We start from the raw sequence: 26,698 nt of genomic DNA, 5'->3' as shown, positions 1-26,698 counted from the left end.
TTTTTATAAATCAAGAGAAAAGGAAATCCATAATTTATTGAAATGATTTCCTTCGGAATCTATGAAATTCACCCTTTTTCTTTGAATTAATGAATCATGACCGATTCCATTTTCATGTCTTCTATATTCGTTTTTATCAAATCCTAAAAGGAAGAATAACTATTTGATATTTTTTGATATGATAAAGTAGAAAGGATGAAAATATTTAAGAAAAAACTATTATCAATGATATTGGGTGTGGCAGTCATAGGGTCGGCCTGTTCTCAATATCCAACCGCTCAACAAGAAGTGGAATCAGAAAGCGTAACAGATTATGTGAATGCTTTTATTGGTACATCTAATAAAGGGAATACTTACCCTGGAGCTGTATTACCTTGGGGTATGGCCTCTCCAAATCCTCAGACAAAAGACTTTAGATTAAGAGCAGGTACACCGGCAACATATGAATACGGTGATCCATTTATCTACGGTTTTAGTTCTATTAATCTTTCAGGAGTGGGTTGCCCAGGTGGAGGTAGCATTCCTTTAAAACTTTCTACAGGAGATCTAGATTTATCTTCAGATAGTTTTAAGTCGTCTTACAATTCTGAAGTATCTAAGCCAGGATATTATAGTGTTGTTTTAGACAAGCATAAATTAAGAGCTGAAATGACTGCGACAAAAAGAACTGCTCGCTATCAATTTACTTTTAATCCTGAAGTTAAAAAGACAAACCTTTACATCGACCTTGCTTCTCAAATGAGTCATATGAAAGGTGGTGAGATTAAAGTGGAAGAGGACGGAACAGTTACAGGTTATCAATTAGATGGAGAATTCTGTGATTGTGAGGGAGTAGCAAAGATCTATTTTGCATTGAAAGTACAATCGACTCCTAACGCAGTAAAGGTATTTAAAGATCAAAAAGAAGTAGCCAATACATCGGCTAAAGGAAGTGATATTGGTGTTGCTTTTTCTTTTGATGGTAAGCAAAATAACCTAGACGTTCAAGTTGGTTTATCATTTGTTTCTGCAGAAAATGCAAAGTTAAATTTACTAACAGAACAAAAAGATTTAGCCTTTGAAGATATCAAATTAGCAGCAAAAGCAGAATGGAAAAAACAACTTTCTAAGGTAGATATTGCTGATGCGGATGTAGTAGATAAAACCATTTTTTATACTGCATTGTATCACTCTATCATCATGCCTCATATCATTAGTGATGTGAATGGAGAATACCCTTTGATGCAAAAAGAGGGTGTTGGTAAAGCAGAAGGATACACTAGATATTCTGCTTATTCTTTGTGGGATACTTATCGTTCTGTACACCCAATGAATGCACTATTATATCCTAAAGAACAAAGAGATATGACTGTGACCATGCTTGAGATGTATAGAGAATCGGGATGGTTGCCAAAATGGGAGTTGTATGGTAATGAATCTTGGGTAATGGTTGGAGATCCTGCTGTTCCTGTTATTGTAGATACTTATTTAAAAGGAATTACGGATATCGATACTGATTTAGCTTTGGAAGCAATGCTGAAAGGAGCAACAACAAAAGAGAATAATCCATTAAGACCTGGTATCAAAAATTATTTAGAATTGGGATATTGCCCAATAGATGATAGAGGTGGAGATCCAAAAGATTTTACCTTCCATAACGGAATTGTATGGGGTCCAGTATCTACAACATTAGAATATAACTTTGCTGATTATACCATTTCTAAGTTTGCAGAAGCTTTAGGTAAAGATGAGATAGCGAAAAAGATGTACGATCAAAGTATGTCATTTAAGAAGTTATACGATCCATCCACAGCGTTTTTCCGCCCAAAAACAAAAGCAGGAGAATGGATGGAACCTTTTAATCCTTTGGATAGACATTATGATATTCGTTGGAAAGGTAGTGGAGGTAAAGGATATTGTGAGGGTACTGCTTGGCAATACCGTTTCTTTGTGCCTCATGCTATGAATGAGTTGAAAGAACTAATGGGTGAAGAAAAATTCTTTACTAACCTAAAAGCTATGTTTGATGAAGGACATTTTGATTTATCAAACGAGCCAGATATTACTTTCCCTTATTTATTCAATTATCTTGATAATAAACATCATTATACACAAAAGTATACGAAACAAGAGTCAGAAAAATACTTTAAAAACGCTTCTGTAGGTATACCAGGTAATGATGATGCAGGAACAATGTCTGCATGGTTAGTCATGACACAACTAGGTATCTTCCCTGATGCACCAGGTATTCCTGTTTATCAGTTTACAACTCCTAAGTTCAATAATGTGACTTTACATTTAGATGATTATGTGTACGAAGGAAAAACAATCACTTTGAATAAAAGCGGTGATGGTGAGTACTTTAATTCTGTAACAAAAGGAAATACAGGAGAAAAAGTAAAAGGATTTAGTATTACCCATGATGAATTAGTTAATTCTGGTACGCTTACTTTCCAAACGGAGTTAGCTGCAGTAGTAGAATAATTAAAATACAGCATATTTTTTAAGAGGTAGAAGACTTAAGTTTTCTACCTTTTTTTATTTTAAAGTTTATGGCATTTTTTATTCTGATGAGATAAATCTAGTTAAAACCCTTAATTAAGCATCGTAAACAATGTTATTCTGTATTTTGTCTAGTCAGATCATTTTTAGTAATTTCTTTATTTCTTAAAATTTAAAGAGTCTAATGCTAATGTAACGTGAAATTTACACTTGTTATAATACACAACACCAGTATGAATTTTATGAAATATTACATTAACTTTTTAAGTGTCTTACTTCTTTGGAGTATTTCACTAAACGCACAAGATTGGCAACAACTAAACCCAGGTGCAGGAGGTAGAGTACAAGGCGTTTCTTGTGATCCTTCAACTCCGGGTAGAATGTTTGTTGCTTCAGACATGGAAGGGTTCTACTATTCGAATGATTATGGTACGAATTGGAATTGGTCTGGTAAAGATTTACCTACTGCCTTTATATTAAAAGTAGAGGGTAGAGGAAATAAGTTCTATGTAGGACATGCTAAAGGATTAAGTAAGAGTACAAATAAAGGGAGCTCTTATACTTTAGTACCAGAAACTACCGATAAAGCAATCGGGGTAATAGAAGTGGATCCTTCTAATTCAAATAATATCTATGCAGGTATAAATTGGAGAGGAAATGATGGGCACTTAAGCCATTATCCACAAACTACTACAGATACCAAACAATTATGGTATAGCCATGATGGTGGTACTACTTGGAATGCGTCTTCATGGGCTAATTTCCAATCAGGAGACCCAAGAGTTCAGAGTATTCAAGTACTTCCCTCAAATAGCAACCACGTTTATATTGCTACTAGTGATGGTTTATACAAATCCACTAATAAAGGGGGAAATTGGAATAAGGTCAATGGTCCATCTGGTATTGATGAGCAATACTGTTGGGGAGCGGACTTTACAGAAGACGGCCAATGGGTGTATGCTTTGTACAGAAAAGGTGGTTTCACTAGACTTTTTGCTCAAAAGTTATCTACTGGAACTTGGATTGACTTAGGAAAAGGTGCTTGGGATAGCCATAATATGTGGGAACCTTTGGTCTATCAAGATAATAACTCATCTAAACACTATGTATTAGTAAGTCAAAGAGATCAAAACCCAAATGAAGGGCTATTTGAAGCAGAAATATCGATCAATGGAAATAATGCATCTGCTTCTTTTCAGGTGATTATGTATCATAATGGATCTAGTAATGCAATTAATTATGATATTGGTTGGAACTATTACGTGACTAATAATCGTAATAAAGCATATTACCCAGGAACATGGAGTAACACAGGTTATACAAGAGGAGTATTTACACAATCTCAACAATCTTATTATACAGGTGATGCTGCAAAAGGTAATGCCGATTGGCGTGTAGTAAGTACAGGTTACGTGAAAACTCAAAATGGATTAGATTTTTATAGAAGTAGAGGTACTGCATCCACTTTTACGTATGATGTAGCAGGTATAGATAATTATTTAATTCAAGGTCAAGCAGATAATTTAGCGTTAGAAAGTTGGGATAATGGCGGATCATGGGTGCAGACAAGAACAACTTTTGGTGTTCAAGATGGTCATGGTGTGCATGTTATACCTAGTAATCCTGCAATTGTATTAATGGATGCAGCTTCTGGATTCGGAGGAGGAAACCCTGCGGCTAATTCAAACCTTTTATATAAAGTATTAGATAAGAATAACCCAGACCACAACTGGCAAAAATTAGCTTTTGGTACTTCTACTGCGGATAAAAAAGGGTTACCTAAAAATAGAATTTGGCAGTTTCATGCAGACCCTAACGATTACAAACGTTTATATGTAATCACTCATACAGGATTATATATTTGTGATGATATAGTTAGTCTTATTAATACAGGGGCACCTTATTTTAGAAAAATACACACAGGATCTACATTAGGAGCAGGTCTTTCAATAAACAGTGCCAACACAAACGAAATTTATTATAAAGATAATTCAGGAGTGTATAAAGGAACAAGAGCCGGAAATGGTGACTACTCTTGGGTACAAATGTCTCGTTCGACAGGTCAGACTAATAATTTACAATGGGGAGGAGTTGCCGTTGTGAATAAAGGCGGTAATAAATATGTGTATACCTATGAACGTTACAAAGGTATTGTAAGAGCAGATAATAACGCTACTCAATTTGGCTCTGGAGCGGTATTATGGGATGCAGATTTATTTAATTATTTAGATCAACCATCGTGGTATGATCCCGCACATCATATTATTCAGACCAATGCCATGTTTGTAGATGATGACGATATATATATTACTTACCATGTTTGGGAAGATGTTCGTTGGGGGTATGGTATTGTAAAAGGTACTGTTCAAAATGACGGAAGTGTGAATTGGCAAGATTGGACTTCAGACCTTCATTATTCTACTACAAAGCAGATTAAAAAGATAGGGAGTAAACTTTATGTAGCAACACAAGGATCGGGTATTTTTGCAAGAAAATTAAACGGTGGTCAAGCAGATGCATTACCTCCAATAGATGAAAAAGGATGGGAAAGTCCTAATGCCAACCAATTCTTTGTATTTAGTGATGCCGCTAAAGCGGATGGTTTAACTTGGGGAGGAACAGGTGATGTGGTTTCTTCTTATAGTTCAGGTCAAGCGATAGAAGGAACAGAATCTCGTTATGTAGATGGTTTAAATCAATCTGCAGCTCCCGGTGCAGACCATACATTAACGATTAATTTCTCTAGTCTAAATGTTTCTGGAGGTACCTTAAACCTAAGTGTATTTGGTATTGGAGGTGCACTTAATAATATCAATATTAAAATAGGAAGTACTGACGGAGGGTATCAAGATGTATTAAACAATACAATCTCTTCTAATTCATGGTCAGATATTTCTATACCACTATCAGGCGGTTCTTTTGATCCGACCAATTTTGATAAAATTATTATTGAAAGATGGGGTGGCGGAATTAGTAAGTTCTATTTAGATAAAATTTTCATTAATGGAACAGAAGTATCAGATGGTGATGGTGGATCAGGGCCAACTCCTCCTACTGGAAATGGCGATTGTGATGCGACATCTTCAGCTGGTAAACCTAACCCTCCGTGTAATGTTTGGGTAGAATCTGTAAGCAGTACTTCTGCAAGATTGCACTGGAATGATAATTCTGATAATGAGAATTATTTTGATATTCAAGCACAACTATCAGGTGATTCTTACAGAGCTTCAGGTATGCCTGATGGCGGTACTAATGACACCTCTGTTTTAATTACAGGATTAAATGCGAATGCAAAATATAAATTTAGAATTAAGGCCGTCAATACCAATGGAGGTTCTGTTTGGGTAGCTTCTGATGAAGTGACATTAGGAGGAGGTTCTTCTACTGTTGGTGTAACAGGAGTTAGTTTATCTCCAAATAATGTATCCTTAGAAGAAGGGCAAACCAATCAATTATCGGCAACGGTTTCACCAAGTAATGCTACGAATAAAAGTGTATCCTATAGTACATCTAATAATAACGTTGCTTCTGTGAATTCGAATGGTGTAGTTACAGCTAATACTAATGGTAATGCAACAATTACGGTTACAACTGCTGATGGTGGTTTTACTTCTCAAATTAATGTGACAGTTACTGCAGCTTCAGCTCCACCAACTGGAAATGGAGATTGTTCAGCAACATCGCCGGGGGGAAAGCCTAACCCAGCTTGTGGTGTATGGGCAGAGGTGACTTCAGCAACATCTGTTACGCTACATTGGAATGATAATTCTAACAATGAAAACTACTTTGATATTCAAGCTCAATTAGAAGGAGATAGTTTCCGAGCTTCAGGTATGCCTGATGGAGCTCAAAATGCCAATTCTGTTTCTATTACTGGATTAAATTCAGGAGCGAAATATAAATTTAGAATAAAAGCAGTGAACAATAATGGAGGTTCAGTATGGGTGGAATCAGACCAAGTACAGCTGAGTTCTAATGCTAGGCTAAGCACTCCTTTTAAGGAGGTAAAAGTATCGATTGCACCAAACCCAAGTAACGGACAATTTAAAGTGATTAGTCCAGAAGCCGGAAATGGTCAGTTATATTCTACTTTAGGAGAATTAATCACAACATTAAGTTGGAATGCAGGAGAAAATACATTTTCCTTGAATTTACCTAGTGGTATGTATATATTAATGTCTGAAAATCAAGGATTTAAAGAAAAGATAATTATCAAATAATCATAGAAAGGTAAGGCTTAGGTCTTACCTTTTTTTATTTAAATTTAGTAATCAGAAGAAAAATTATAGATTTCAAGAGTAATAAAAGTGACATTCAAGAGATATTGCATTACTATCAATTATTGATGTATTACTAATAATCACACTTAATTAATAACCACCTATTCTTATACAAAACATCAATAAAACTATGAAACACTCATCACTATGATGACTCACTACAATTACTTTAATTATGAAATGGATTTACTTTTTTCTTATCACATCGCTTTTAGCAATTAATGCCTTCAGTAATCCTATTGAGGATGAAAAACCGAAGCCTCATATTCGCTACTTAAATACTTTAGATGGATTAAGTACAATTGATATTATTTCGATTGAAGAAGATAAACAAGGTAAAATTTGGTTTGGTAATAAAGGTGGTGCGAAAGGATTTGATGTTTTTGATGGAAAGAAGTTTTCCAAATGGGAGACTATTGAGAACAATTGGTTAATCAAAAATGTATTAAAATCCCATAAATTAAGTAATGGAAAGGTATGGACATTGTACCAGAACTTTGGTAATCAAGGTTCTTTAGGTGTATTAGAGCCAGTAGAGAAAAAAGTATTTTATCATCATCTAGTTAAGGATGAACAAGGAAACCAGAAAGACTTAAAGCAAATTAAATTTATTGACTTCTTTTTTAACGAAAAAGAAGACCTTGTTTATCTACTAGATGATGCTAAAACACTTTATAAATTAACACTCGATGAAGACAAAAGACCTGGAGTCATTACAGAAATAAACACCCCCATTGATGCCTCTAAAGCTAAATATGCTCAAACAAGCATTTATGTTGATATTAAAGAGACTATTTGGATATCTCATGGTTTTCATTTGTTCATGAAGAAAGATTTAGATCAAAAATTTAGAGAAGTACCTTCAGTTGGAACAAACAAGGATTATATCATTAATGGTGCATACAAGACCAAAAAAGGAAATGTATTGTGGTTAACTAATTTTGGTATTTATACAGTACGAAAGGGGAAATTTGTAAAAGTCATTTCAGACGAAAATCACCCTTTGAATAAAACGAAAGTTTCCTCAATTATTGAAGATGAGTTAGGTAATTTTTGGATAGGTACGTGGGATGGTTTATGTAGAATGAAAAGCCTTACTTCTTCTGCTAAATATGAAATTATTGATAACTCTATGGAAGGGAAGATCTTTAATTGTATCACCGCAGATAGTTTTGGAGGAATTTGGTTTTCTGTAAAGCAGAAAGGAGTAGGTTACATTAATTTATATGATACTTCTTTTGGTATTATTAGACATAAAAATAATAAAGGTAAAGATAAATATATTGATGGTTACTTTAAAGATTCTAAAGGTAGAGAATGGTTTCTAACCGATTATGGATTAAGTGTTTATGATCCCTCAAAGAAAAGGTTAGGAAAATACAAAAGAGAACAAAAAGCATCGAATAAGACTTTTCCTCAAACAGATGCACTTGGGATTTTTGAAACAAAAGATGGGTCCATATGGATCTACTTTGTCAACCTTTATTTATGTAGAGTAGTGGGCAATGATGTACAAAACCTTCACCTCGATTTTCGCTATTTGAATATGAATATCATAAGAAATATTTCTGGTATTCAAGAAGATGATAATGGGTTATTATGGATTTCATCAGTAGAGAAAGGCGTTGCATCTTACAATCCAAAAACATTTAAGCTAAATAATTATTCAGATCCGGAATTAAAGATTGGTGCTATTTCTATAGCTAAGGATCCTTTATCAAATAGTATTTGGTTTGGCACCTCTAAAAAAGGAGTTTTTAAATTTGATGTAGATAAAAAAGGATACCCTAATAATATTAAGAATTATAAGGTGTCTAATAATATAAATAAAGACAATCTTCCAATACGTTTTTTACAATTTGATAATAATCATATTCTGTGGGGAGGAAATAGAAACAAGTATATTTTTAATAAATCGGATGCTGATTCAATATTTAAAACGGTAGGTGTTTTTAACGATGTGAAAGATCAAGTTTTTAATAATATTATGGTAGATGACGGTGCTATTTGGATCGTCGGAGATCATATCAATTATTATGATCTTGAGAAAAAAACTATGATTAATTTTTCTCCTAACATCACTAAAAACAGTTTATTTGGTAAGGCAAATATTTTTAAAACAGACGACGGAAATTATTATTTCTCAGGAAGTAATGGAGTTGTTTATACCAATAAATCGAACATTGAGTTTTCACCTTATCATCCTAAAATCTATTTTAATGATTTGTACGTGAATGGTGAAAGATTGACGAACGGTGTGAACGCTGAGAATGAGGTTATTTTGAAGCAGCATCTTTCTAAAACAAAACAATTAAAGTTGTCTTATGAAAATAATGATGTGGCTATTCAGCTTATTGGTATTTATCCTCCTTCAACAGGTCAACTGATCTATTTTTATCGCTTAAAGGGGTTGAATAATAAATGGTTCTCAACCACTAACGAAATGATTAATTTTGGTGCAATTACTCCAGGAGACTATACTATTGAAGTATATGCAGTAGATGATCAAGGAAATAAATCTGAAATAAATGCAATGCCTTTAACTATTCAGAAACCTTGGTGGATGTATACAGTAGTCTGGTTTGCAGCTGTTTTACTATTGATCATATTTGGTGTGATCATCTATAAAATGAAAGTGAAACAACATAAACAAAAAGCCAAGGAATTAGAGGCTATTGTACAAGAAAGAACTAAAGAAATTCAAATAAGAAATGAGGAATTACATCATCAATCGGAAGAACTAGAACAGCAAAGAGATAATCTTTTTGAGGCGAATCAAACCATTTCTCTTAAAAATGAAATGATTACACAAAGTTTGAATTACGCCAAAACTATTCAAGAAACCATTCTTCCTATAGAAGATCAATTGGATGCTGTATTTACAAAACATTATGTCTATTATCAGCCTAAAGATATTGTATCAGGAGATTTTTATTGGATGGCTAATGAGGGAAATAGAACAGTCATAGCATGTGTGGATTGTACCGGTCATGGTGTCCCAGGTGCATTAATGTCGATGGTTGGAAATGCAATTTTAAATCAAATAATAAAAGAGAAAAAGATTTTCTCAACGAAAGAAATATTACAGGTTTTAGATGAAAGAATAAAGAAGTTATTAAAACAAGAAAAAGGTTTTAATGATGATGGAATGGATTTATCAATTTGTTGTTTAGAAGACAAAGGAGAAAAGATAAAGTTAACGTTTAGTGGAGCTAAGAATGACTTGTATTATGCTAGAAGTTTTGAAAATCAGCTATCAGTTATTAAAGGGACAAAGCGACATATTGGAGGTAAAATATCTTCTTCAAGAGAGTTTGAAGAGGAGACTCTTTATTTCCTAAAAGGCGACAGAATTTATCTTTTTACCGATGGTATAATTGATCAACATGACGAAAATAGAAAGCGTTTTGGTAAAAAAAGGTTGATTCAGTTAATCGAAGAAACAATGTCGAACTCTGTAGATGAACAAGGGGAGTTAATTGTTGATACAGTTGGTAAATACTCTGAAAATCAGACACAAAGAGATGATATCACTTTTATGGCAATGGCGCTTTAATTTTCTGTTGAATTACGAATAATCTGATGATTTTTAATTCAATAGTATTTTTGGTCATTAATAAGATATATTTAATTAATGTTTAAAAGTTCAAAAAATTGAAATACAAACGTATTTATCATGCCAAGAAAATGCTAGAAATAAAATCAATTTTTTGAAGAGCCAACTAAAAATAAAGTCTTGAATTTTTTAAAGAAAATAGATATAAAACAAGCTCTAAACGCCAATAATGAGTACCCTAATGAATCAGTACCTAAAAGTAGACTAAAAGGTATAGGAAGTTTCATTGGAATGGTCATTGGTGAGCATACTACTGCAACGGAGTTTGTGATTGGCCCTTTATTTGTCTTGCACGGAGCCACTTTTACAGATGTCTTTCTGGGGTTGTTTTTTGGTAATCTAATGGCTATGCTATCTTGGGCTCTAATTTGTGCTCCGGTAGCTGTAAAGACTAGACATACCATACATTATGAACTTAAGAGAGTTGCTGGTACAGGGCTTTTGACGATCTATAATATCATCAAAGCACTTATGTTTTGTGTAATGGTTTCTGCTACTTTAATAGTCTCCGCCTCCGCAATAGCTCCTTTTTTGGGAATTACTCCTCCAGGTCTTATCAATTTTGAAATCACTAGTATCAATTGGGTTTGGTTAATATTAGTTGTGGGTACAATAGTGATGTTCATCGCTGTATTAGGCTTTGATTATATCGTGAAATTTGCCAATTTATTTGCTCCATGGATCCCATTAGTTTTTATTGGATCTGGCATTGCAATTTTACCTGAACTTGGTGTACATTCTTTCTCTGATTTTTGGGTGGTAGCTAATGAATCTATTTGGACAGGTGTAGCCGTTACTTCGGGAACGGATTATTCCTTCTTACATATTTTTATCTTTTCTTGGCTTTGTAATAGTACAATGCATATTGGTTTATCTGATATGTCTATTTATAGATTTGCAAAAAAGTCATCCTATGGGTTTGTTTCTGGATTAGGACTCTATATTGGACATATGTTAACTTGGATTTCTTCAGGTATCCTTTGTGCAGTAGCGCTAAAAAATGGAAATAGTAACCCTTCACCTGGAGAATTAGCGTTTTTAGGGGCAGGGTTTACGGGAATAATTTGTGTGATAGTCTCTGGTTTTACATCGGCCGTCCCTACAATGTATAGGGTAGGTTTAGCAGTACAAAGTTCGTTGAGGAGGTTCCAATTTTGGCAGATTACTTTAACCATGAGTCTAATTAGTATGTTATTAGCATGCTTTCCTGTAGTTGTTACTAAATTAGATCAGGTATTAGGAATAGGAGCATTAATTATCTCTCCTTTAGGAGCAGTTATTTTTGCAGATCATTTTATCTTCGAGAAGTTAAATTTATCTCCATTTGGAGCAGAGAAGAATAAAATTTACATCAACCCTCCAGTCATGAGTGCATGGATTGGGAGTGTTTCTATAAGTTATGTCATTTTTAATTTCTTTGGATTCGATTATTATTTCTTCTTAGCCTTCCCTTGTTGGATGTTCTGTTTGATATTGTATATCAGCTTAACTGCTATACAGCAAAAAATTATGATTAAGAAACCAACATTTGATGTTTACATTAACAGTAACAAAGATGATGTTTTAGTTGATTGATTAACATACAATATATTCTATATCCACCTACATGGATCACTTTAGTGTAAAGTGATCCTTTTTTCTTTTATAAAATTATTGAGTTTTAAGGTATAATGTTTTGAATAGAGCATAAACTCATGCTATGCCCCTTCTTATCAATAGCTAATCATATGAATATTGATACTGTAAAGAATCATGAGCTGAGTATTATTTAACGTTATCTATTGGTAAGGTATAGTAAACTATATACCATCATTTTAAAGGCATTACAATAAAAAAGACCTTCATTCTATACATTGAATGAAGGTCTTTATAAATATATGATGAGGATGTACCTCTAAGTAGTATATTCTATTACATATAATAAAAAGTATGGCTAATAATAATTTAATTCTTAACCCGTCATTAAAGCAGGTTGTCCCTCATCTTTTAATTTAATACGATATTGACGAGGAGTCATACCAGTGATTTTCTTAAAATTAATATAAAACACAGACTCTGATCTAAAACCACAATCAACGGCAATGGCAAAGTTAGTTAACTTCTTATCGATATCGGAAGCAATAATCTTCTTAGCCTCATCGACTCTCTTTTCGTTAAAATATTCGCTAAATGATTTACCAATGTGATCATTTAATAATCGAGAGAGCATATAAGAAGGAATACCTAAGCGTTCAGATAATAATTTTTCATTCAGTTCAGTATTCATATGAATTTGCTCCACATTAATCAGCTCATCAAGTTTTTCATAATAGCTATTCATTATTGTTTGATCAGTCTTATCCATTTTTACTACTAAGGTATTTCCTGATAATGATTTAGGGAATTTTAGAGCAAAATAAATAGTAATCAATATGATGCTACTATTAAATAAAATGTAGTTTAACTGAATAATATTCCAGATAAAATCAGATCCGTTTAACGGGAAAACTACTGTTCTGTACGTAAACTGAAGAAGAGCAATATAAAAGGTAACCCCAATAAAAGCACCCAATACTTTAGGCCAATGTAAATCGTTGGCTTTTTTAGAATCAGATTTAGGCTTTAAAGCTTTGAATTTTTTGAAAAGCTTAAATCCTATAAAACCTCTCCAAACTACAATGCTACCTAATAAGCATAAATGGAAGGTTGTACCAATGAATGAGTGATAAGTAAAAGATGAAAAAGATAGTATGTAACCAATTCCTGCTATTAAGGCAATAGCCGAAGGTGCAAAATACCAAGCCTTTTTCTTAGAAATCTTTTCGCCAAATAGTTCATCGAGGTACCAAAGTATTAAAGCAGGTTGCAACAAGTCTAATACATCTGATACAAAGAGCAACTCCGGAAAAGAGAATTTAACATTGGTATATCTAAACAAATACTGAAACATAATATTTACAGACATTGTAAGAAATACTGCTGATAATATGGAGTTCGACCTTGACTTCTTTAAGAACCCAATTGCAAAACTCATTAATAAACTTTGGACAAAGGCCCAAAGGAATAATACATTAGCCATAGTTTATTGAATAGATTTAATGTGTTTGTAATAATAGAAAACTTTCATTTCGAATAAATATAAAAAATATAGCGAAGGAGACAGTAATAATTTGCTACATATAAATATATCCTAAATATGTATAATTATTTTCATTCACACAAATAATGTGTACATAAAACACTTATAGCGTGAAATCATTAATTTTACGACAACAAAATATACTCTATTATCTTCTTAATACTCTTTGAATTTACTTATTTAAAGAAAAAATAAATATTTATAATAATATAATCAACTGATAATAAGGTGTTTGTATAATATTTACATTTTTCTCATTTAGAATAATGATTGAAAAAATGTTCTCAGATAATAAATGTACAACCGACAACTAATTTCACTTATTTTTTGAAATAATAGAATTTTGTTAATCATCTTAACAACATTTGAGCATGAAATGAACGCAAGTTCTTCAATCTATGGTGGTCAGCCAGGTAAATTTCAACTTTAAAACTAATTGTAAAATGATTAACAGAATTCGACTATTTTATTTTTTAGTCTTCGTGCTCTGTTGGGGATCTGCCCAAGCCCAAGACAAGATCGTCTCTGGTATTATTAGAGATGTAAATAAGCAACCGCTTATCGGTACTAATGTTGTAGAAAAAGGAACAATAAATGGAACTATTACTGATCTTGAAGGAAAATTCTCTTTAGTCTTAACTACCGAAAACCCTGTTTTAGTTTTTTCTTTTATAGGATACCTAGAACAAGAAATAACAGTGGGATCTCAAACGGACTTAATGGTAACATTAGAAGAGGATTTAGCTGAATTAGATGAGTTAGTAGTTATAGGTTACGGAACTCAGAAGAAAGAGAATGTAACAGGAGCAATTACCAAAGTAGGTAAAGATGCTATAGAGGGTAGACCTGTTGCAGATTTTCAATCAGCATTACAAGGTCAAGTAGCAGGTTTACAAATTACAGGAACTGACGGACAACCTGGTGCAGCTCCTACAATTCGTATTCGTGGTACAGGTACAATTACAGGTGGATCTGAACCTCTTTATGTAATTGATGGTGTAATCTTACAAGATGGAGATGCTTTCTCAACAATTAACCCTAGTGATATTGAGTCGGTGAACGTATTGAAAGATGCGTCTGCAGCCGCTATATATGGAGCTAGAGCAGCAAATGGTGTCATTATTATTCAAACAAAAAGAGGTAAGTCAGGTGGTAAGCCTCAATTTAATGTGAATATTTTCGGAGGACCTAAAACAGTTACAAATAAGTTGGATATGATGAATTCTCAAGAATACCAACAAGTAATGAATACTGTGAAAGATAATTCTGGTTTACCAAGAATACCTAATTTAGATGGAACAACAATAACTACTAATACAGATTGGCAGGATGAGTTGTACCAAACTGGGTATCAGCAAAGTTATGAGTTGAGCGGTAGTACTTCAGGTAAAAATGGTTCTATCTATGCATCGATCAATCATTACGATGAGAAAGGTACAATGATTAATACAGGTTTCACTAGAACATCAATGAGAATTAATAGTGACTTGACTGTAAAAAGATTCAAATTCGGTAATACTATTTCTTATACAAGATCGAATTATAATTTAGGATACTTGGGTGATAGAAACCCTACATTCTGGGCATTAGCTTACTCTCCTGCTATTGAAGTGAAAAATCCTGATAATTTAGGTGGATATAATGGTTTAGGGCCATTGGATGGTGATTATAATATGATCCAACCTGTAGCAACTCAAAATTTATTGGATAGAAATAGAGTGATCAATAGAGTAATTGCAAGTGTTTATGGAGAGGTGGAGCTTTTCCATGGATTAAACTTCAAAACTAATTTAGCGGCAGATGTTTCTAACATCCACCATAAAATGTTCATGCCTGAGTTCTATTTAAATGATACAGGTGAGCCTCCATATTTATTCCCAAGAGGTGCAGAATTACACGAAGAAAGAAATGAAAGATCGATGTGGTTATGGGAAAACACATTAAACTATAAAAAGACTTTTGGAAAGCATAACCTTGGTCTATTAGCAGGTTATACTATGCAACATAGTAGACAAAATTGGATGAATGCTTCAGTTTACGGAGGTAACTTATCTTCTGAATTACCTATTTTGAATGGTTCTCCAAATATTATTGCAGACTCAAAGTCACCTTTATATGATAAGAATACTTTATCTTATATCGGTAGAGCCATCTATGATTATGATGGTAAATACATGGCTACTTTTAACTTCCGTAGAGATGGTTCTTCAGTATTTACAGATGAGAACAGATTCCATAATTTCATGTCTGGTTCAGTAGGTTGGTTAATCTCAAAAGAAGGTTTTATGGTAAATGGTCCATTTGATCTACTAAAATTAAGAGCTTCATATGGTAGTTTAGGTAATGATCAAATTAACCAAAGAGCAACTCAATCTTTATTAAATTCAGTTCCTAGATATGTATTTAATGGTGGAACTCTTGTACCTACTGTTGCTCCTGGAGCACAGGTATTTAACCCAGCTTTAGTTTGGGAAAAGCAAGTGCAAACTAACGTAGGTATTGATGCAGCTGTATTAAAAAATAGATTATCATTTACTGTAGATTACTTTATTAAAGTATCTGATGATTTATTACTTGATTACACATTACCATCATCTACAGGATATAAAAACGTATTTGTAAATGCTGGAGAAGTACAAAACAAAGGCTGGGAATTCTCAGTAAATTGGGGTGATAAGAAAGGTGAATTCACTTACAGTATTGGTGCCAATGCTACATTCATTAATAATGAGGTGACACGTTTAGCAGAAGGTTTACCTTTTATTACTGAATCGAAAAAAGCCAACTGGGAATTTACTAGAAATAGAATTGAAGTAGGTCATTCTTTATATTCATTATATGGATTTAAGTCTGATGGTATCTACCAATCACAAGCAGAAATCGATGCAGGTCCTACACCTTACCCAGGTGCTGAAACTAAGCCTGGTGATATCAGATATGTTGATGTTAATGGTGATGGTGAGATTACTGATGATGATAGAACTTTTATTGGAGATGCTAACCAAAGTGTGACTTATGGTATGAACATCAATATGGGTTACAAAGGATTTGATTTTAACCTTCAATTACAAGGTGTTTACGGTAATGATGTTTTCAATTCTACAAGGTTCTACACTCAAGGTTATGACAGAGACTTTAATATGACAAAAGATGTATTAGGAGCCTGGACACCTGAGAACAAATCAACTACACAACCAAGAGCCATTGCAAAACAGTTGTCTAACAACGATGTGATTTCTGATTGGTGGGTTGAGAAAGCATCTTATTTAAGAGTTAAAAACTTACAGTTAGGGTATAGCTTTAATGAGAGCCTTAGAAGTAAAATGGGTGGCTTAAGTAAACTAAGATTATATGTTGCAGGTCAAAACTTATTTACTTTCACTAATTATTCTGGTCTAGATCCAGAAGTACAATTAGATGGTATTATACCTGATGGTACTTACCCAATGTCTCGTAGCTTTATTGCTGGTATTCAAGTTGGATTTTAATAGCTGATTATAAAAATGAAAAATATTTTAAATAAATCGATTTTAGCTGCAAGTGTTTGTCTTGCAACTATTTTCACCACCTCTTGCGAATCGTTTCTAGATGATGCGAAAGTACAAGTAGATGTGGATTCAAATACATATTACAAAAGCATTAAAGATGCTGAAATGGCCATTAATGCAGTGTATACTCCTTTGCATTGGTATGGTTTGTATAAACGTCATAGATATCTTTTAGATTATATGAGTGGTGATATGCAAACTACTTCAGGTGCTACTCAATTAATAGAATATGAAGGGTTTGGTTTTAGTCCTACCACTTCAGAATTAATCCCTAAAAGTTGGGAAGCAAGTTACACAGGTATTGCAAGAGCAAATGTAGTCTTAGATAAAGTACCAAGTATTGAAGTGTTAACAAGTGAAGAAGAGCGAAAAGCACACTATATTGGTGAAGCTTACTTTTTAAGAGCTTTCTACTACTTTAACTTAGTCACTCTATACGGTGGTGTACCAATCTATGATAAACCTTTTGATGGTAATTTATCAGAAGAGTTTTTAAGACCAATGCGTAGTACTGAAGCAGAAGTATATGCTTTAATTGAAACAGATTTGTTAAAAGCAATTGATATGCTTAAGGCAAGTTATGAAGGAGATAATATAGGTCGTGCTACTTCGGGAGCTGCTCAAGCTTTATTAGGTAAAGCGTATCTTTATCAACAAAAGTATAATGAGGCCAGAACTGCTTTGAAAAAAGTAATTGATGGTGAACATGCTGCTTATGATTTGGTACCATTTGATCAAAATTTTGTGAAAGATTTTGAAAATAATATGGAATCAGTATTTGAAGTTCAATTTATGGGTGGCGTTGGTTCTCCATGGCCAGATTATGATACTAACCAATCATCGAAAGCCAATTGGGTATCAACAGCAATCTCACCTTTCCGTTTTGCCAACGCAATTCCTTCATTAGAAGTGGATGGTTATTTTAATAGTTTCCCAGAGGAAAATGATATTAGAAGAAAGTACACTATTGCTAAGGAAGGAGATGAATGGAGCGGAGAAATTATTACAGCAACTCCACATATAGATAACGGTTGGAACAATAGAACAACAGAACGTGATGAAAATTACATTATTGGTGTAAGAAAATTTGCAGAAGATAAGTCTAACCCTGGGTTTAACCAGTCGCCTGTAAACTTTAGACAAATGCGTTTTGCAGAAGTTCTATTAATGTTTGCCGAAGCAGAAAACGAAGTAAATGGTCCTTCTGCTGATGCATACATGGCTGTGAACAAAGTAAGACAACGCGCAGGAGTAAGTGATCTAGCAACAGGATTAAGTAATTCAGAATTCTTTGTTGAATTAGTACATGAAAGAAGAAAAGAATTTACATTCGAATTCCAACGTTTCTTCGATTTAGTAAGATGGTCAAAACGTCCGGACGCAGCATCATTACCTGATTTTGCAAAACCTACGTATATGCCAGGCTTTACTCCAAATAAAAATGAATTATTACCAATTCCAGCAGTTCAGATTCAGCAGAATCCTAACTTAACACAAAACCCTGGATACTAATAATTTCACTATTCAAGAAAAAACTATATCTTGAACTAAACCTATCAGAGGTGCTTGCATTATGTAAGCACCTCTTTTCTATATTTGAATTTAACTAATTTTATAGAAGCAATGATTTATAATTGAAATACGTTTTATAAACTAGAATAAGGAATGTGATCTAAGGTGAAGAAAAGTTCCAATAGTTTTTAGACCTATGTTTAAGTATGAGGGAATTTTTGGTGAAAGAATGATGGCTTTGGGAGAAGAATTATTTCATCAATATCAGTATGATTTTTATGGTTTAACACAAGAACAAATGATATTAGGAACAAGTACAAGAAGTGGTGCAGAGAGAGAATCGGAAGCAAAAGTTTTTGATATGTTACTATTAAACACATCAGGTAAAGAATTAATTCCTATACCAGATTATATGATAGATTTGGCGATTCAAAATGATAATGATGAGAAGGGATCTTTATATTATTTATTAAATTTTCATGAAGGTGATAAGTCAATAAAAAAAGGAGGAAAATATTGGAATAGTTATGATAAATATCTTAAATCCCTACACTGTTCGAAGTATCAAGCCGTAGGCGTTACTTCGAACTCTCCAATTGTATAAGTTTGTAACTTATCACTAAAAGAAAACAACCCTCTCAAGTAAAAAAATGTTGGTTTACACTGCCAATAAATCCATCAGCAATTTCAAATCTTTTTATGAATCAAGATTACAGTACAGCAGCTTATATAAAAAAAAGTAGAACAGGAACAGACAGGTATGGAATTTTAAATAGTAATCAAACATTAACGAAAATGAAACGAACAAACGTAATGATGTTAACTCAACCTAGTCATTTTAAGAAAGGGTGGGTTAAAACTTATAGTGAAGAAAACATAATAAAAACTGATTTTATAATAAATAAAATTCCGGGTTTAACAGGAGAAGATGCACCGGTTCAATTTTTTGTACCTTCTCAAAGGCATAAACAAAATAGAAATATTAACAATGATAGATAAGTTGAAATTCCTTAGAATATTATTAATGCTTTGTTCTGTTAATAGTTTTTCATTTGCTCAAGATGAAGTTAATTGGGAAATAATTTTATCGTCTTATAAAACAGAGAGAAGCAAAATGACTGAAAATCAAAAGCAAATTGAAGATAGTGAACTGATTAAGAATTTAAATTTACCTATTACTAAAAGCACCGAGATGTGGTGTGATAGTATTTGTAAAGTTTGTAATTACAAGAGTTTTCATTTTGGTAGTAATAATAAATATCAAGGTGAGATATCTTTAACTTTGTATCAATTTAATAACAATATTATAGTATTTGGAGGAATATTTGATTTTAGTAGTATACCTGGATTTTTCATTTTTTATAAAAGGGAAAACATTTTAATTTTTTTAGGAAATTCAACTGGAAGTTTAGATCAAAGAGATATGACCTTTCATGATATCTATCTAATAGATAGTAATTATGAAGCATACAAAAGAATTGTATTGAATAAGGGAAAAGTTATTTATAAAACTAATATAAAAGAATACCCAGATAGAAAAGAATCTTTATTTATTCTTCAAAAGAAAATACAAACTCCATTTAATCTTAAAACATTATTGCCTTTATTTAATGATCAAGAATATTGGAAGTTTACTCGTGAATATTTATTTCCAGAACTTTCTCATAACCCTATTTGGTTTAATCCTATTGTGACTTATTCAGAAGAGCCTTATTCTTTAAATTATTTAACTGTCGAAGAAGAAGAAGAGTAGTAGTATTGAATTCCCCAAATGATTATGCAGTTGCCCACGGGAGTAATACAAGCAGGAGAAATCCCTCCACTGTTCGAAGTATCAAGGGGTAGGCGTTACTTAGAACTATCCCATTGTATAAGTTTATAACTTATCACAACAAACCAAGCAATCTACCCCCACATAGATTGCATTATTTCATATTACAACCTTTCAATTTTTGTAGCTCCAATTGTATAAGTTTGTAACTTATCACTAAAAGAAATCAACCCCCTCAAGTAAAAAAATGTTGGTTTACACTGCCAATTAATCCATCAGCAATTTCAAATCTTGGAGGTGGTGGAGTATAAGTTGCACCTGATTGGAATATATGCATTTGGAACAGTTTCAGGTAGTTTAATGAGTAATGCAAGTGGAGAATCCGTATTTAATTTTACAGTATTTCCTAATATGCCTTTTCATGTTTATGCATCAGGTAGGGGAGGTGAAGTAGCAGTTGAGTCTTTTATAGTCGCATATTCATCAGGGTATTGGGGAGCAAGTTTTTCTGTAGGTGTTGGTGGTGCTATATTACAAGTTGAAGGAAATTTGAATGCTTCATATAGTTGTGTAAAACCTATTAAAGATATTTCTCAATTAAAGTTTATTAAATCAATTTCTGATGAAAAGCAAAAAAATATTAGTTGTTACGTTAATTTTAATTTCTTGTAATATGAGAAAAGATGGAAAATCTTATAAAATAAATGAACCGGTTATTAAAAATGAGCTGTCTAAAGAAGAATTAGATTCTCTAGAGAAATTACTCGGACCAGAAAAATTTAAAGAACATCTGAAATTTATTAATAGTATAGAGGATACGTTTTCTGTAAAAGGAAGTAATAAAATTAAATTCAAAAAAAAATAAATTACATAATGGTGTTTATCACTGTTATATAGAATCCACTGTTCTAAGTATCAAGTCGTAAGGCGTTACTTAAAACTGTACCATTGTATAAGTTTGTAACTTATCACTAAAAGAAAAAAAACCACAAGTAAAAAAATGTGGGATTTACTTTATTGGTCAATGTCTCATGTGATAACTGTAAGCGTCTCTGAAGAAGTGAATTTCTTAGTTACTCATGGTTATATAGATGAAGTTGTTCAAAATACTTCTTCAGATATGATAAGAAGCATTACTGGAATAAAAAATATTGGTAATTGAGAGTATGTAAACCCAAATACAGAAAAACGATCTTATGAAGACACAGGAGAAAACTCAAGCTCTTTTACTGAAAGTACTTTTTTTAGATAAGAAAAATAAGTGAATATGAAAGTATTTAAAAAATATTTTGTCACCCTTATTATTATAATTATTTATGTCTTTTTATATGGTTATTCTATTTCTATTTTAATGAATTATGAAGATCACTTTTCGCAAGGAAAATGGTATTCATTTGAAAGTTTTGAATCTCATGAATTGAAAGCGTTTATCATATATAAGTATTTGCTTAATTTTCCTTTATCATTCTTTGTTTGGTTCTCTGATGAACTATTATTTTTAACGACATTTTTATTTATACCTAATGCAATATGTATTTCTATTTTATTTAATAAGCTTATTTTTAAAAAAAGATGATTTAAGTGAAATCGATGCAGCTTGGTCTACTTGGAGTGGAAGATAAGCAAGAAAATATGGATTTAATAAAGTCGAAGTTAATAGAACTGAAAATGGTGTTAATGCTAAATTTATAAAATGACAGACAGTAAATTAATTATCAAGGGTATATATAGAGATTTTCAAAATAAAAATAATTTAATTTTTGTTTGTGAGCTTTTAAATGGCAATATAAAAGTTGGAAAACATATCCTTTGTAAAAAACAGATGATTGGAAAAATAATTAGCTTTGATACAATTAAATTACCATTTTCCAATAATACTTATGAAGTAACCATAAACACAAAAAACTATAATTGGAAACGAAATGATGTAATAGATAAGGAAATAACTATTCTTTAGATGGCTATATTTACCTATAATAACCAATCTACCTCCCCAGATAGATTGGCTTGTATTATTTATTACAATTTTTCCATTTTAGTAGCTTTAATCATAGAATCGATAGCGAAAAGAATATGTTCCTGTTTGTCCCCCCACTGTTCGAAGTATCAAGCCGTAGGCGTTACTTCGAACTCTCCAATTGAATAAGTTTGTAACTTATAACAACAAACCAAGCCAATTTACTCCCAATTAAGAGGGAATGTGAAATAAATATCAACAAAAAATGTAGTTATAACTCTATAATGGGCTGAAATATATTTACTTAAATTTAGCTGAAGAAAAATGAAACTATTGTTACAAAAAAATCTATTTTTGGTTGTAAAATGATTGCCTCATAAGAAAGAAAATCCAGATATTCTTTGTTTAAGTAGGTAGGCTGTACATCGAATAAATTTCAAAAAAATAATGAAAAAACTTACAAAGCAAACAGTCCTTTTTACTTTCTTTTTTATAATCTCCTTTACCTTATCTGCACAAGAAAATATTGATAAGCTGAAAAACAACAAAAAGTTTGAACCGATAAAGGTGGTATTGAAAAATGGAAAAGTATTAGAAGCCTATAAGAAATCGTCTCAAGCATTTTATTTAGATTCTGAAATAAAAATTTATTCTCCTCAAAAAAAGGTCACCTATTTGTATCCAGTAGAATTTAAGTCTTTTTCTTATGGTAAGGTGACATATTATTCAGATGATGAAGACATATATGAATTAAAAATAAAAGGAAGTAAGGTCGACATTTTAGTAAAACATTCTGTAAGTGTATCAAGTTTTGATCAGCATACATTTACTACTGATCATGAAAGTTTGTATGTCAAAAAGAAAAATCAAAAAAAAGTTATTCAAGTAAAAAAGAAACATTTTGCAGAAGTCTTTTCGAAATACTTCAGTGATCATAAGGTACTTTCAAAAAAAATTTTGGAAGGAAAATATTCTCACCATGATATTGAACGTATAGTAGAGATATATAATACATCAAGCAGTGAATTAAAGTAAATAACTATTTTTTTGAAAAGAGAAAAGTGTCAACATCTAAGGAAAAGACTTGATAGACTAAATAAAAAAGGGGAAGACGATTATCGCCTTCCCCATAGTAAATGTAAGTGCAGTACAATAGTACCTTACAAATAGTTATTCATTATTTTACTAATATTCTCGCATTATAACTTCCTTCTTTACCTGCAACCTTGATAAAGTAGATGCCACTAGACAATGTACTAATATCGATGGTCTTTTTGATAGAGAAATACGCATTTTCTGAATGTACCTGAACACCATTCATATTGTAGATTGTAAACGTATAATCACCTGTAGAGATACCAGAAATATTTACCTGACCTCTTGTTGGGTTAGGGAATACATACATATCATTTCGAGTTACTTCTGCAGCAATTCTTGAAGATGAACTTTGAGGAGTTAAAGTAATTTTATCCAAGTTCCATTGCCAAGTAGCATCGCCAATAGCATAAACTCTAACTGTATGTGTGCCTTCAGAAAGTTGAACACTACTTCCATTTAGTGCTTGATAATCATCCCACTGACCATTATTCGCTACATTGTCTGTAGAAACCGCTGCTCCATCTATTTGAAGTTGAATTCTTGTGTCTCCATTTGTAGGAGTAGAGATCATATATTGAATATCATAAGTACCTGCACCTGTCACATTGATTTCATAATCTGCATAATCTTCAGAATTTACCCAATTGATTCCTATGTTGTTGGCTTTGTTTACTCCAAAAGGAACATTACCATCATTATAAGTACCACCCGTAGCAATAAAATCTTCTGCTTCGATGACAATGGTTTCCGCTGGGTTTCCAGTTCCAGGACCTTCATCAGTTGCATTTACTGTTATGTTTGATGTTGCCGTAAAACCTCCATCAGTAGTTGTAGCAGTAATTATAGCAGTACCTTCTGCTATCGCTGTAACCACACCAGAAGAAGTTACGGTAGCTACAGAAGTATTATTAGAGGTGAAAGTCATGGTTTGATCATCTGCATTTGCAGGGCTCACCTGACCTGTAAGGTTTCCTGTTTCATTAATTTCTAATGTCAGATTACCAGGGTTTACACTAACTCCTGTAACAGGAATTGTTTGTTCACCTTCTACAGCTGTTAATGTAATTTTATCTAAATTCCATTGCCAATTATTACTTCCAGAAGCTGTTGCTCTAATCACATTACTTCCTTCTGATAATACTATGGTAAATCCAGCGTCTAGATCAGAATAATTATCCCAAGACCCATTATTAGGAACAGGAGTAGATCCGGCAGAAGTACCATTGGCACTTAGAGAAATTGCGGCATTATTTGATGGAGTAGATATACTATAACTTACTTCATAAGTACCTGCGGTAGCATTAACATCGAATTCTACATAATCCCCTGAGTTTACCCAGTTAATACCAGTACCACTAATTTTGTTTGCTCCATATGGAACAAAGCCATCGTTAAAAGTACCACTTGTTCTAGCAAAATCTTCCGCCTCGATAACAAGAGTTTCTCCAGATGGAGGAGGTGTTGTACCTGTTGTTGATACCGTAATTGTTGATGTTGCCGTAAAACCACCATCGGTAGTAGTGGCTGTAATCACAGCTGTACCTTCTGCAATGGCAGTGACTAATCCAGATTGGTTAACAGTGGCAACAGCATCATTATTTGATGTAAATGTCATTGTTTGAACATCCGCATTCGATGGAATAACTTGCCCGGTAAGGTTCCCTGTATCACCTGTTTCTAAAGATAAAGAAGTAGGAGAAATAGAAACTCCACTTACGGACACAGGAGGAGTTGGTGTACCGCCATTCACTGGCTTATACACACGAACCCAATCTACTTCCATGGCATTTTTTGCTGGATTTGCTAATGAAGCATCTGTAGGAGTTTTGCCATAAGATACCAACCAACTTTGTGATTCTACATTGATAATGATATCCATTTCTTTTGTAAATCCGTTACCATTTTGATATTCACCCGGATCAATCACATTGTAGCCATTTGAAGCATTGCTAGCTGCTTGTAATGTTGCAAATTCAAACTCACTAGAATAAGCATAATTAGTGACCGCAGAATATCCGTTAGATAAATTGACAGGTTGTCCACCTATATTATTACCATATGAGTCTTGTGTTCCGGCTGGATGAATTTGATTGTAATAAGTATACTCCCATGTGCCATTCATTAACGTAGCAATAGCATTATGATACATTACCCTTACAAGATCACCATCAATATAATATTCGAAATGGAAAGGAGTTTTCCAATAGACACCTAACCTAAGGTATCTTCTATCTCCGTTGTTCCATGCCCAATCGCCCCAACCATAAGAGGTATTTACTCTACTATCGGGCCACCAGCTATTCCAATCTCTTGGTTGATAATCATGAAAAGGAGAACGAATAAATGAATGGTGTGAAATGTGTGTAAGATGTTTGAATCCATCAACGCCACCATAGTTTTCGATAATATCAATCTCTTGAGTATCGTCTGGGCTTAATAACCAGAAACAAGAAGCTAGATCAATATTGGCGACACTAATAGCCGATTCTACGTATACAGGATACTGTACTTTGGCATTAGAAGTAACACAGCCTGAGTTTACTCCGTTATTAGGTTTCCCCATTTTTGGAGAGTTTCCGTTCCAAGGATTGGATTGGTTACTTTGGTCCCATCTTGAGGTATTGATGACAAGACTACCATCTTTTACTGCAACATTTTGGTATTTCCAATACGTCGTTCCTGGGCCATCCCATGTATTGTGGTAGAAATTATACCATTTCCCATTACCAAAATTTGAGCGAGAATTAACTGCGTCAAATGTGTAGTTAAAGTCATCAGAAACATTCTCTTGAAGCTCCCATGTTTTGCCATTTCCTGCGTCTGCAGGTACTGGAATACTACTCCAATCTTGTGCTATTACAGTAGTACAAAGAAAAGAGAGAAAAAGTAAATTAAAGTACTTCATTTCATTAAAGTTTGTGTAAAACCCAAAGGGTATAAAAAAAAACTGGTTGTCGTTTATAATTCATTTCGAAAGTCAATTAACTTATTAAGTGTAATGACAACAACTAAATAGACTAGACAAAAACTGAATATTCATTTTATTCAAGTGGTCAATGATGCTGTATTATTTTAGTTAGCCACACTCTCATTTATTAGTTATGTGCATTGTTATTATTGTTTTTTACTCTTTAATTTAATTTTTTGTTCAGTTAAAATAGGGCTGATTTTTACTAGACAAATAACAGATTAGGCCAAAATTTTCAATATTAGTTCTTTTTGAAAAAAAGTCGGATAAACGGATTTTATTCTGCGTTATAAATTGTTATTGGAATAATTTGAGGGTTAAATTCTTAAATAATGTTAGATAATTTGGC

16 protein-coding genes are annotated in these 26,698 nt (G+C 32.8%); 14 read left to right on the top strand and 2 right to left on the bottom strand.

Translation table 11 applies throughout. The annotated features are described in order from the left end of the window. Positions 1–195: 195 nt before the first annotated feature. From NH26_RS23750 to NH26_RS23735, 4 genes are all read left to right on the top strand, one after another. Complete coding sequence (locus NH26_RS23750) at positions 196–2,463, top strand: GH92 family glycosyl hydrolase (protein ID WP_052431694.1); 2,268 nt, start codon at positions 196–198, stop codon at positions 2,461–2,463. 260 nt (positions 2,464–2,723) lie between these two features. Then, positions 2,724–6,701, top strand: coding sequence for an Ig-like domain-containing protein (locus NH26_RS23745; protein ID WP_158022028.1), 3,978 nt, complete (start codon positions 2,724–2,726; stop codon positions 6,699–6,701). Positions 6,702–6,936: 235 nt separating this feature from the next. Further along, a complete protein-coding gene (locus NH26_RS23740; protein WP_044217137.1) occupies positions 6,937–10,317 on the top strand; it encodes a SpoIIE family protein phosphatase in 3,381 nt (1,126 codons plus the stop codon). A 180-nt stretch (positions 10,318–10,497) separates the two neighbouring features. Beyond that, complete coding sequence (locus NH26_RS23735) at positions 10,498–11,952, top strand: purine-cytosine permease family protein (RefSeq protein ID WP_044217135.1); 1,455 nt, start codon at positions 10,498–10,500, stop codon at positions 11,950–11,952. 376 nt (positions 11,953–12,328) lie between these two features. On the opposite strand, the gene NH26_RS23730 is transcribed toward NH26_RS23735, so the two are convergent. Continuing rightward, positions 12,329–13,435 (bottom strand): AraC family transcriptional regulator, encoded by a 1,107-nt coding sequence (locus NH26_RS23730; protein ID WP_052431692.1) that lies wholly within the window; start codon positions 13,433–13,435, stop codon positions 12,329–12,331. Between the two features lie 503 nt (positions 13,436–13,938). Between NH26_RS23730 and NH26_RS23725 the strand changes: the two genes are divergently transcribed. The 10 genes from NH26_RS23725 (at position 13,939) to NH26_RS23680 (ending at position 23,318) form a co-directional block, all read left to right on the top strand. Next, a complete protein-coding gene (locus NH26_RS23725) occupies positions 13,939–16,983 on the top strand; it encodes a SusC/RagA family TonB-linked outer membrane protein (RefSeq protein ID WP_158022027.1) in 3,045 nt (1,014 codons plus the stop codon). Between the two features lie 15 nt (positions 16,984–16,998). Next, complete coding sequence (locus NH26_RS23720) at positions 16,999–18,555, top strand: RagB/SusD family nutrient uptake outer membrane protein (protein ID WP_044217131.1); 1,557 nt, start codon at positions 16,999–17,001, stop codon at positions 18,553–18,555. 196 nt (positions 18,556–18,751) lie between these two features. Further along, entirely contained in the window at positions 18,752–19,159 is a 408-nt protein-coding gene (locus NH26_RS23715; protein ID WP_044217129.1) for a hypothetical protein, read from the top strand. Between the two features lie 95 nt (positions 19,160–19,254). Continuing rightward, positions 19,255–19,554 carry a hypothetical protein gene (locus tag NH26_RS23710; RefSeq protein ID WP_044217126.1) on the top strand — a complete coding sequence of 100 codons (300 nt, stop codon included), beginning with the start codon at positions 19,255–19,257 and terminating at the stop codon, positions 19,552–19,554. After that, complete coding sequence (locus tag NH26_RS23705) at positions 19,544–20,308, top strand: hypothetical protein (RefSeq protein ID WP_044217124.1); 765 nt, start codon at positions 19,544–19,546, stop codon at positions 20,306–20,308. Before NH26_RS23710 ends, NH26_RS23705 begins: the two co-directional genes overlap by 11 nt. Positions 20,309–20,626: 318 nt before the next feature. After that, a complete protein-coding gene (locus tag NH26_RS23700) occupies positions 20,627–20,998 on the top strand; it encodes a hypothetical protein (protein WP_139263279.1) in 372 nt (123 codons plus the stop codon). Position 20,999: 1 nt separating this feature from the next. Then, on the top strand, positions 21,000–21,191 hold the full coding sequence (locus tag NH26_RS23695) for a hypothetical protein (RefSeq protein WP_044217119.1): 192 nt from the start codon (positions 21,000–21,002) through the stop codon (positions 21,189–21,191). Positions 21,192–21,326: 135 nt separating this feature from the next. After that, positions 21,327–21,488, top strand: a complete 162-nt coding sequence (locus NH26_RS25555; RefSeq protein WP_158022026.1) for a hypothetical protein — start codon at positions 21,327–21,329, stop codon at positions 21,486–21,488. Between the two features lie 531 nt (positions 21,489–22,019). Further along, positions 22,020–22,283 carry a hypothetical protein gene (locus NH26_RS23685; RefSeq protein ID WP_044217115.1) on the top strand — a complete coding sequence of 88 codons (264 nt, stop codon included), beginning with the start codon at positions 22,020–22,022 and terminating at the stop codon, positions 22,281–22,283. A 447-nt stretch (positions 22,284–22,730) separates the two neighbouring features. Then, a complete protein-coding gene (locus tag NH26_RS23680; RefSeq protein WP_044217113.1) occupies positions 22,731–23,318 on the top strand; it encodes a hypothetical protein in 588 nt (195 codons plus the stop codon). A gap of 142 nt (positions 23,319–23,460) precedes the next feature. Here the strand turns inward: NH26_RS23680 and NH26_RS23675 are convergent, their stop codons facing one another. Beyond that, a complete protein-coding gene (locus tag NH26_RS23675; RefSeq protein WP_052431691.1) occupies positions 23,461–26,286 on the bottom strand; it encodes an Ig-like domain-containing protein in 2,826 nt (941 codons plus the stop codon). Between the last annotated feature and the right edge of the window lie 412 nt (positions 26,287–26,698).

The sequence above is a fragment of the Flammeovirga pacifica genome (assembly GCF_000807855.2).
Classification (GTDB): domain Bacteria; phylum Bacteroidota; class Bacteroidia; order Cytophagales; family Flammeovirgaceae; genus Flammeovirga; species Flammeovirga pacifica.
This window is presented reverse-complemented; position numbering and strand designations above follow the sequence as displayed.

Excerpts from the sequence above, each read along its gene's own strand:
- NH26_RS23685 (WP_044217115.1), top strand. The coding sequence starts at position 22,020 with ATGACAGACAGTAAATTAATTATCAAGGGTATATATAGAGATTTTCAA.
- NH26_RS23715 (WP_044217129.1), top strand. The coding sequence starts at position 18,752 with ATGTTTAAGTATGAGGGAATTTTTGGTGAAAGAATGATGGCTTTGGGA.
- NH26_RS23725 (WP_158022027.1), top strand. The coding sequence starts at position 13,939 with ATGATTAACAGAATTCGACTATTTTATTTTTTAGTCTTCGTGCTCTGT.
- NH26_RS23680 (WP_044217113.1), top strand. The coding sequence starts at position 22,731 with ATGAAAAAACTTACAAAGCAAACAGTCCTTTTTACTTTCTTTTTTATA.
- NH26_RS25555 (WP_158022026.1), top strand. The coding sequence starts at position 21,327 with ATGTGGGATTTACTTTATTGGTCAATGTCTCATGTGATAACTGTAAGC.
- NH26_RS23750 (WP_052431694.1), top strand. The coding sequence starts at position 196 with ATGAAAATATTTAAGAAAAAACTATTATCAATGATATTGGGTGTGGCA.
- NH26_RS23740 (WP_044217137.1), top strand. The coding sequence starts at position 6,937 with ATGAAATGGATTTACTTTTTTCTTATCACATCGCTTTTAGCAATTAAT.
- NH26_RS23675 (WP_052431691.1), bottom strand. The coding sequence starts at position 26,286 with ATGAAGTACTTTAATTTACTTTTTCTCTCTTTTCTTTGTACTACTGTA.
- NH26_RS23730 (WP_052431692.1), bottom strand. The coding sequence starts at position 13,435 with ATGGCTAATGTATTATTCCTTTGGGCCTTTGTCCAAAGTTTATTAATG.
- NH26_RS23745 (WP_158022028.1), top strand. The coding sequence starts at position 2,724 with ATGAAATATTACATTAACTTTTTAAGTGTCTTACTTCTTTGGAGTATT.
- NH26_RS23720 (WP_044217131.1), top strand. The coding sequence starts at position 16,999 with ATGAAAAATATTTTAAATAAATCGATTTTAGCTGCAAGTGTTTGTCTT.
- NH26_RS23705 (WP_044217124.1), top strand. The coding sequence starts at position 19,544 with ATGATAGATAAGTTGAAATTCCTTAGAATATTATTAATGCTTTGTTCT.
- NH26_RS23695 (WP_044217119.1), top strand. The coding sequence starts at position 21,000 with ATGAGAAAAGATGGAAAATCTTATAAAATAAATGAACCGGTTATTAAA.
- NH26_RS23710 (WP_044217126.1), top strand. The coding sequence starts at position 19,255 with ATGAATCAAGATTACAGTACAGCAGCTTATATAAAAAAAAGTAGAACA.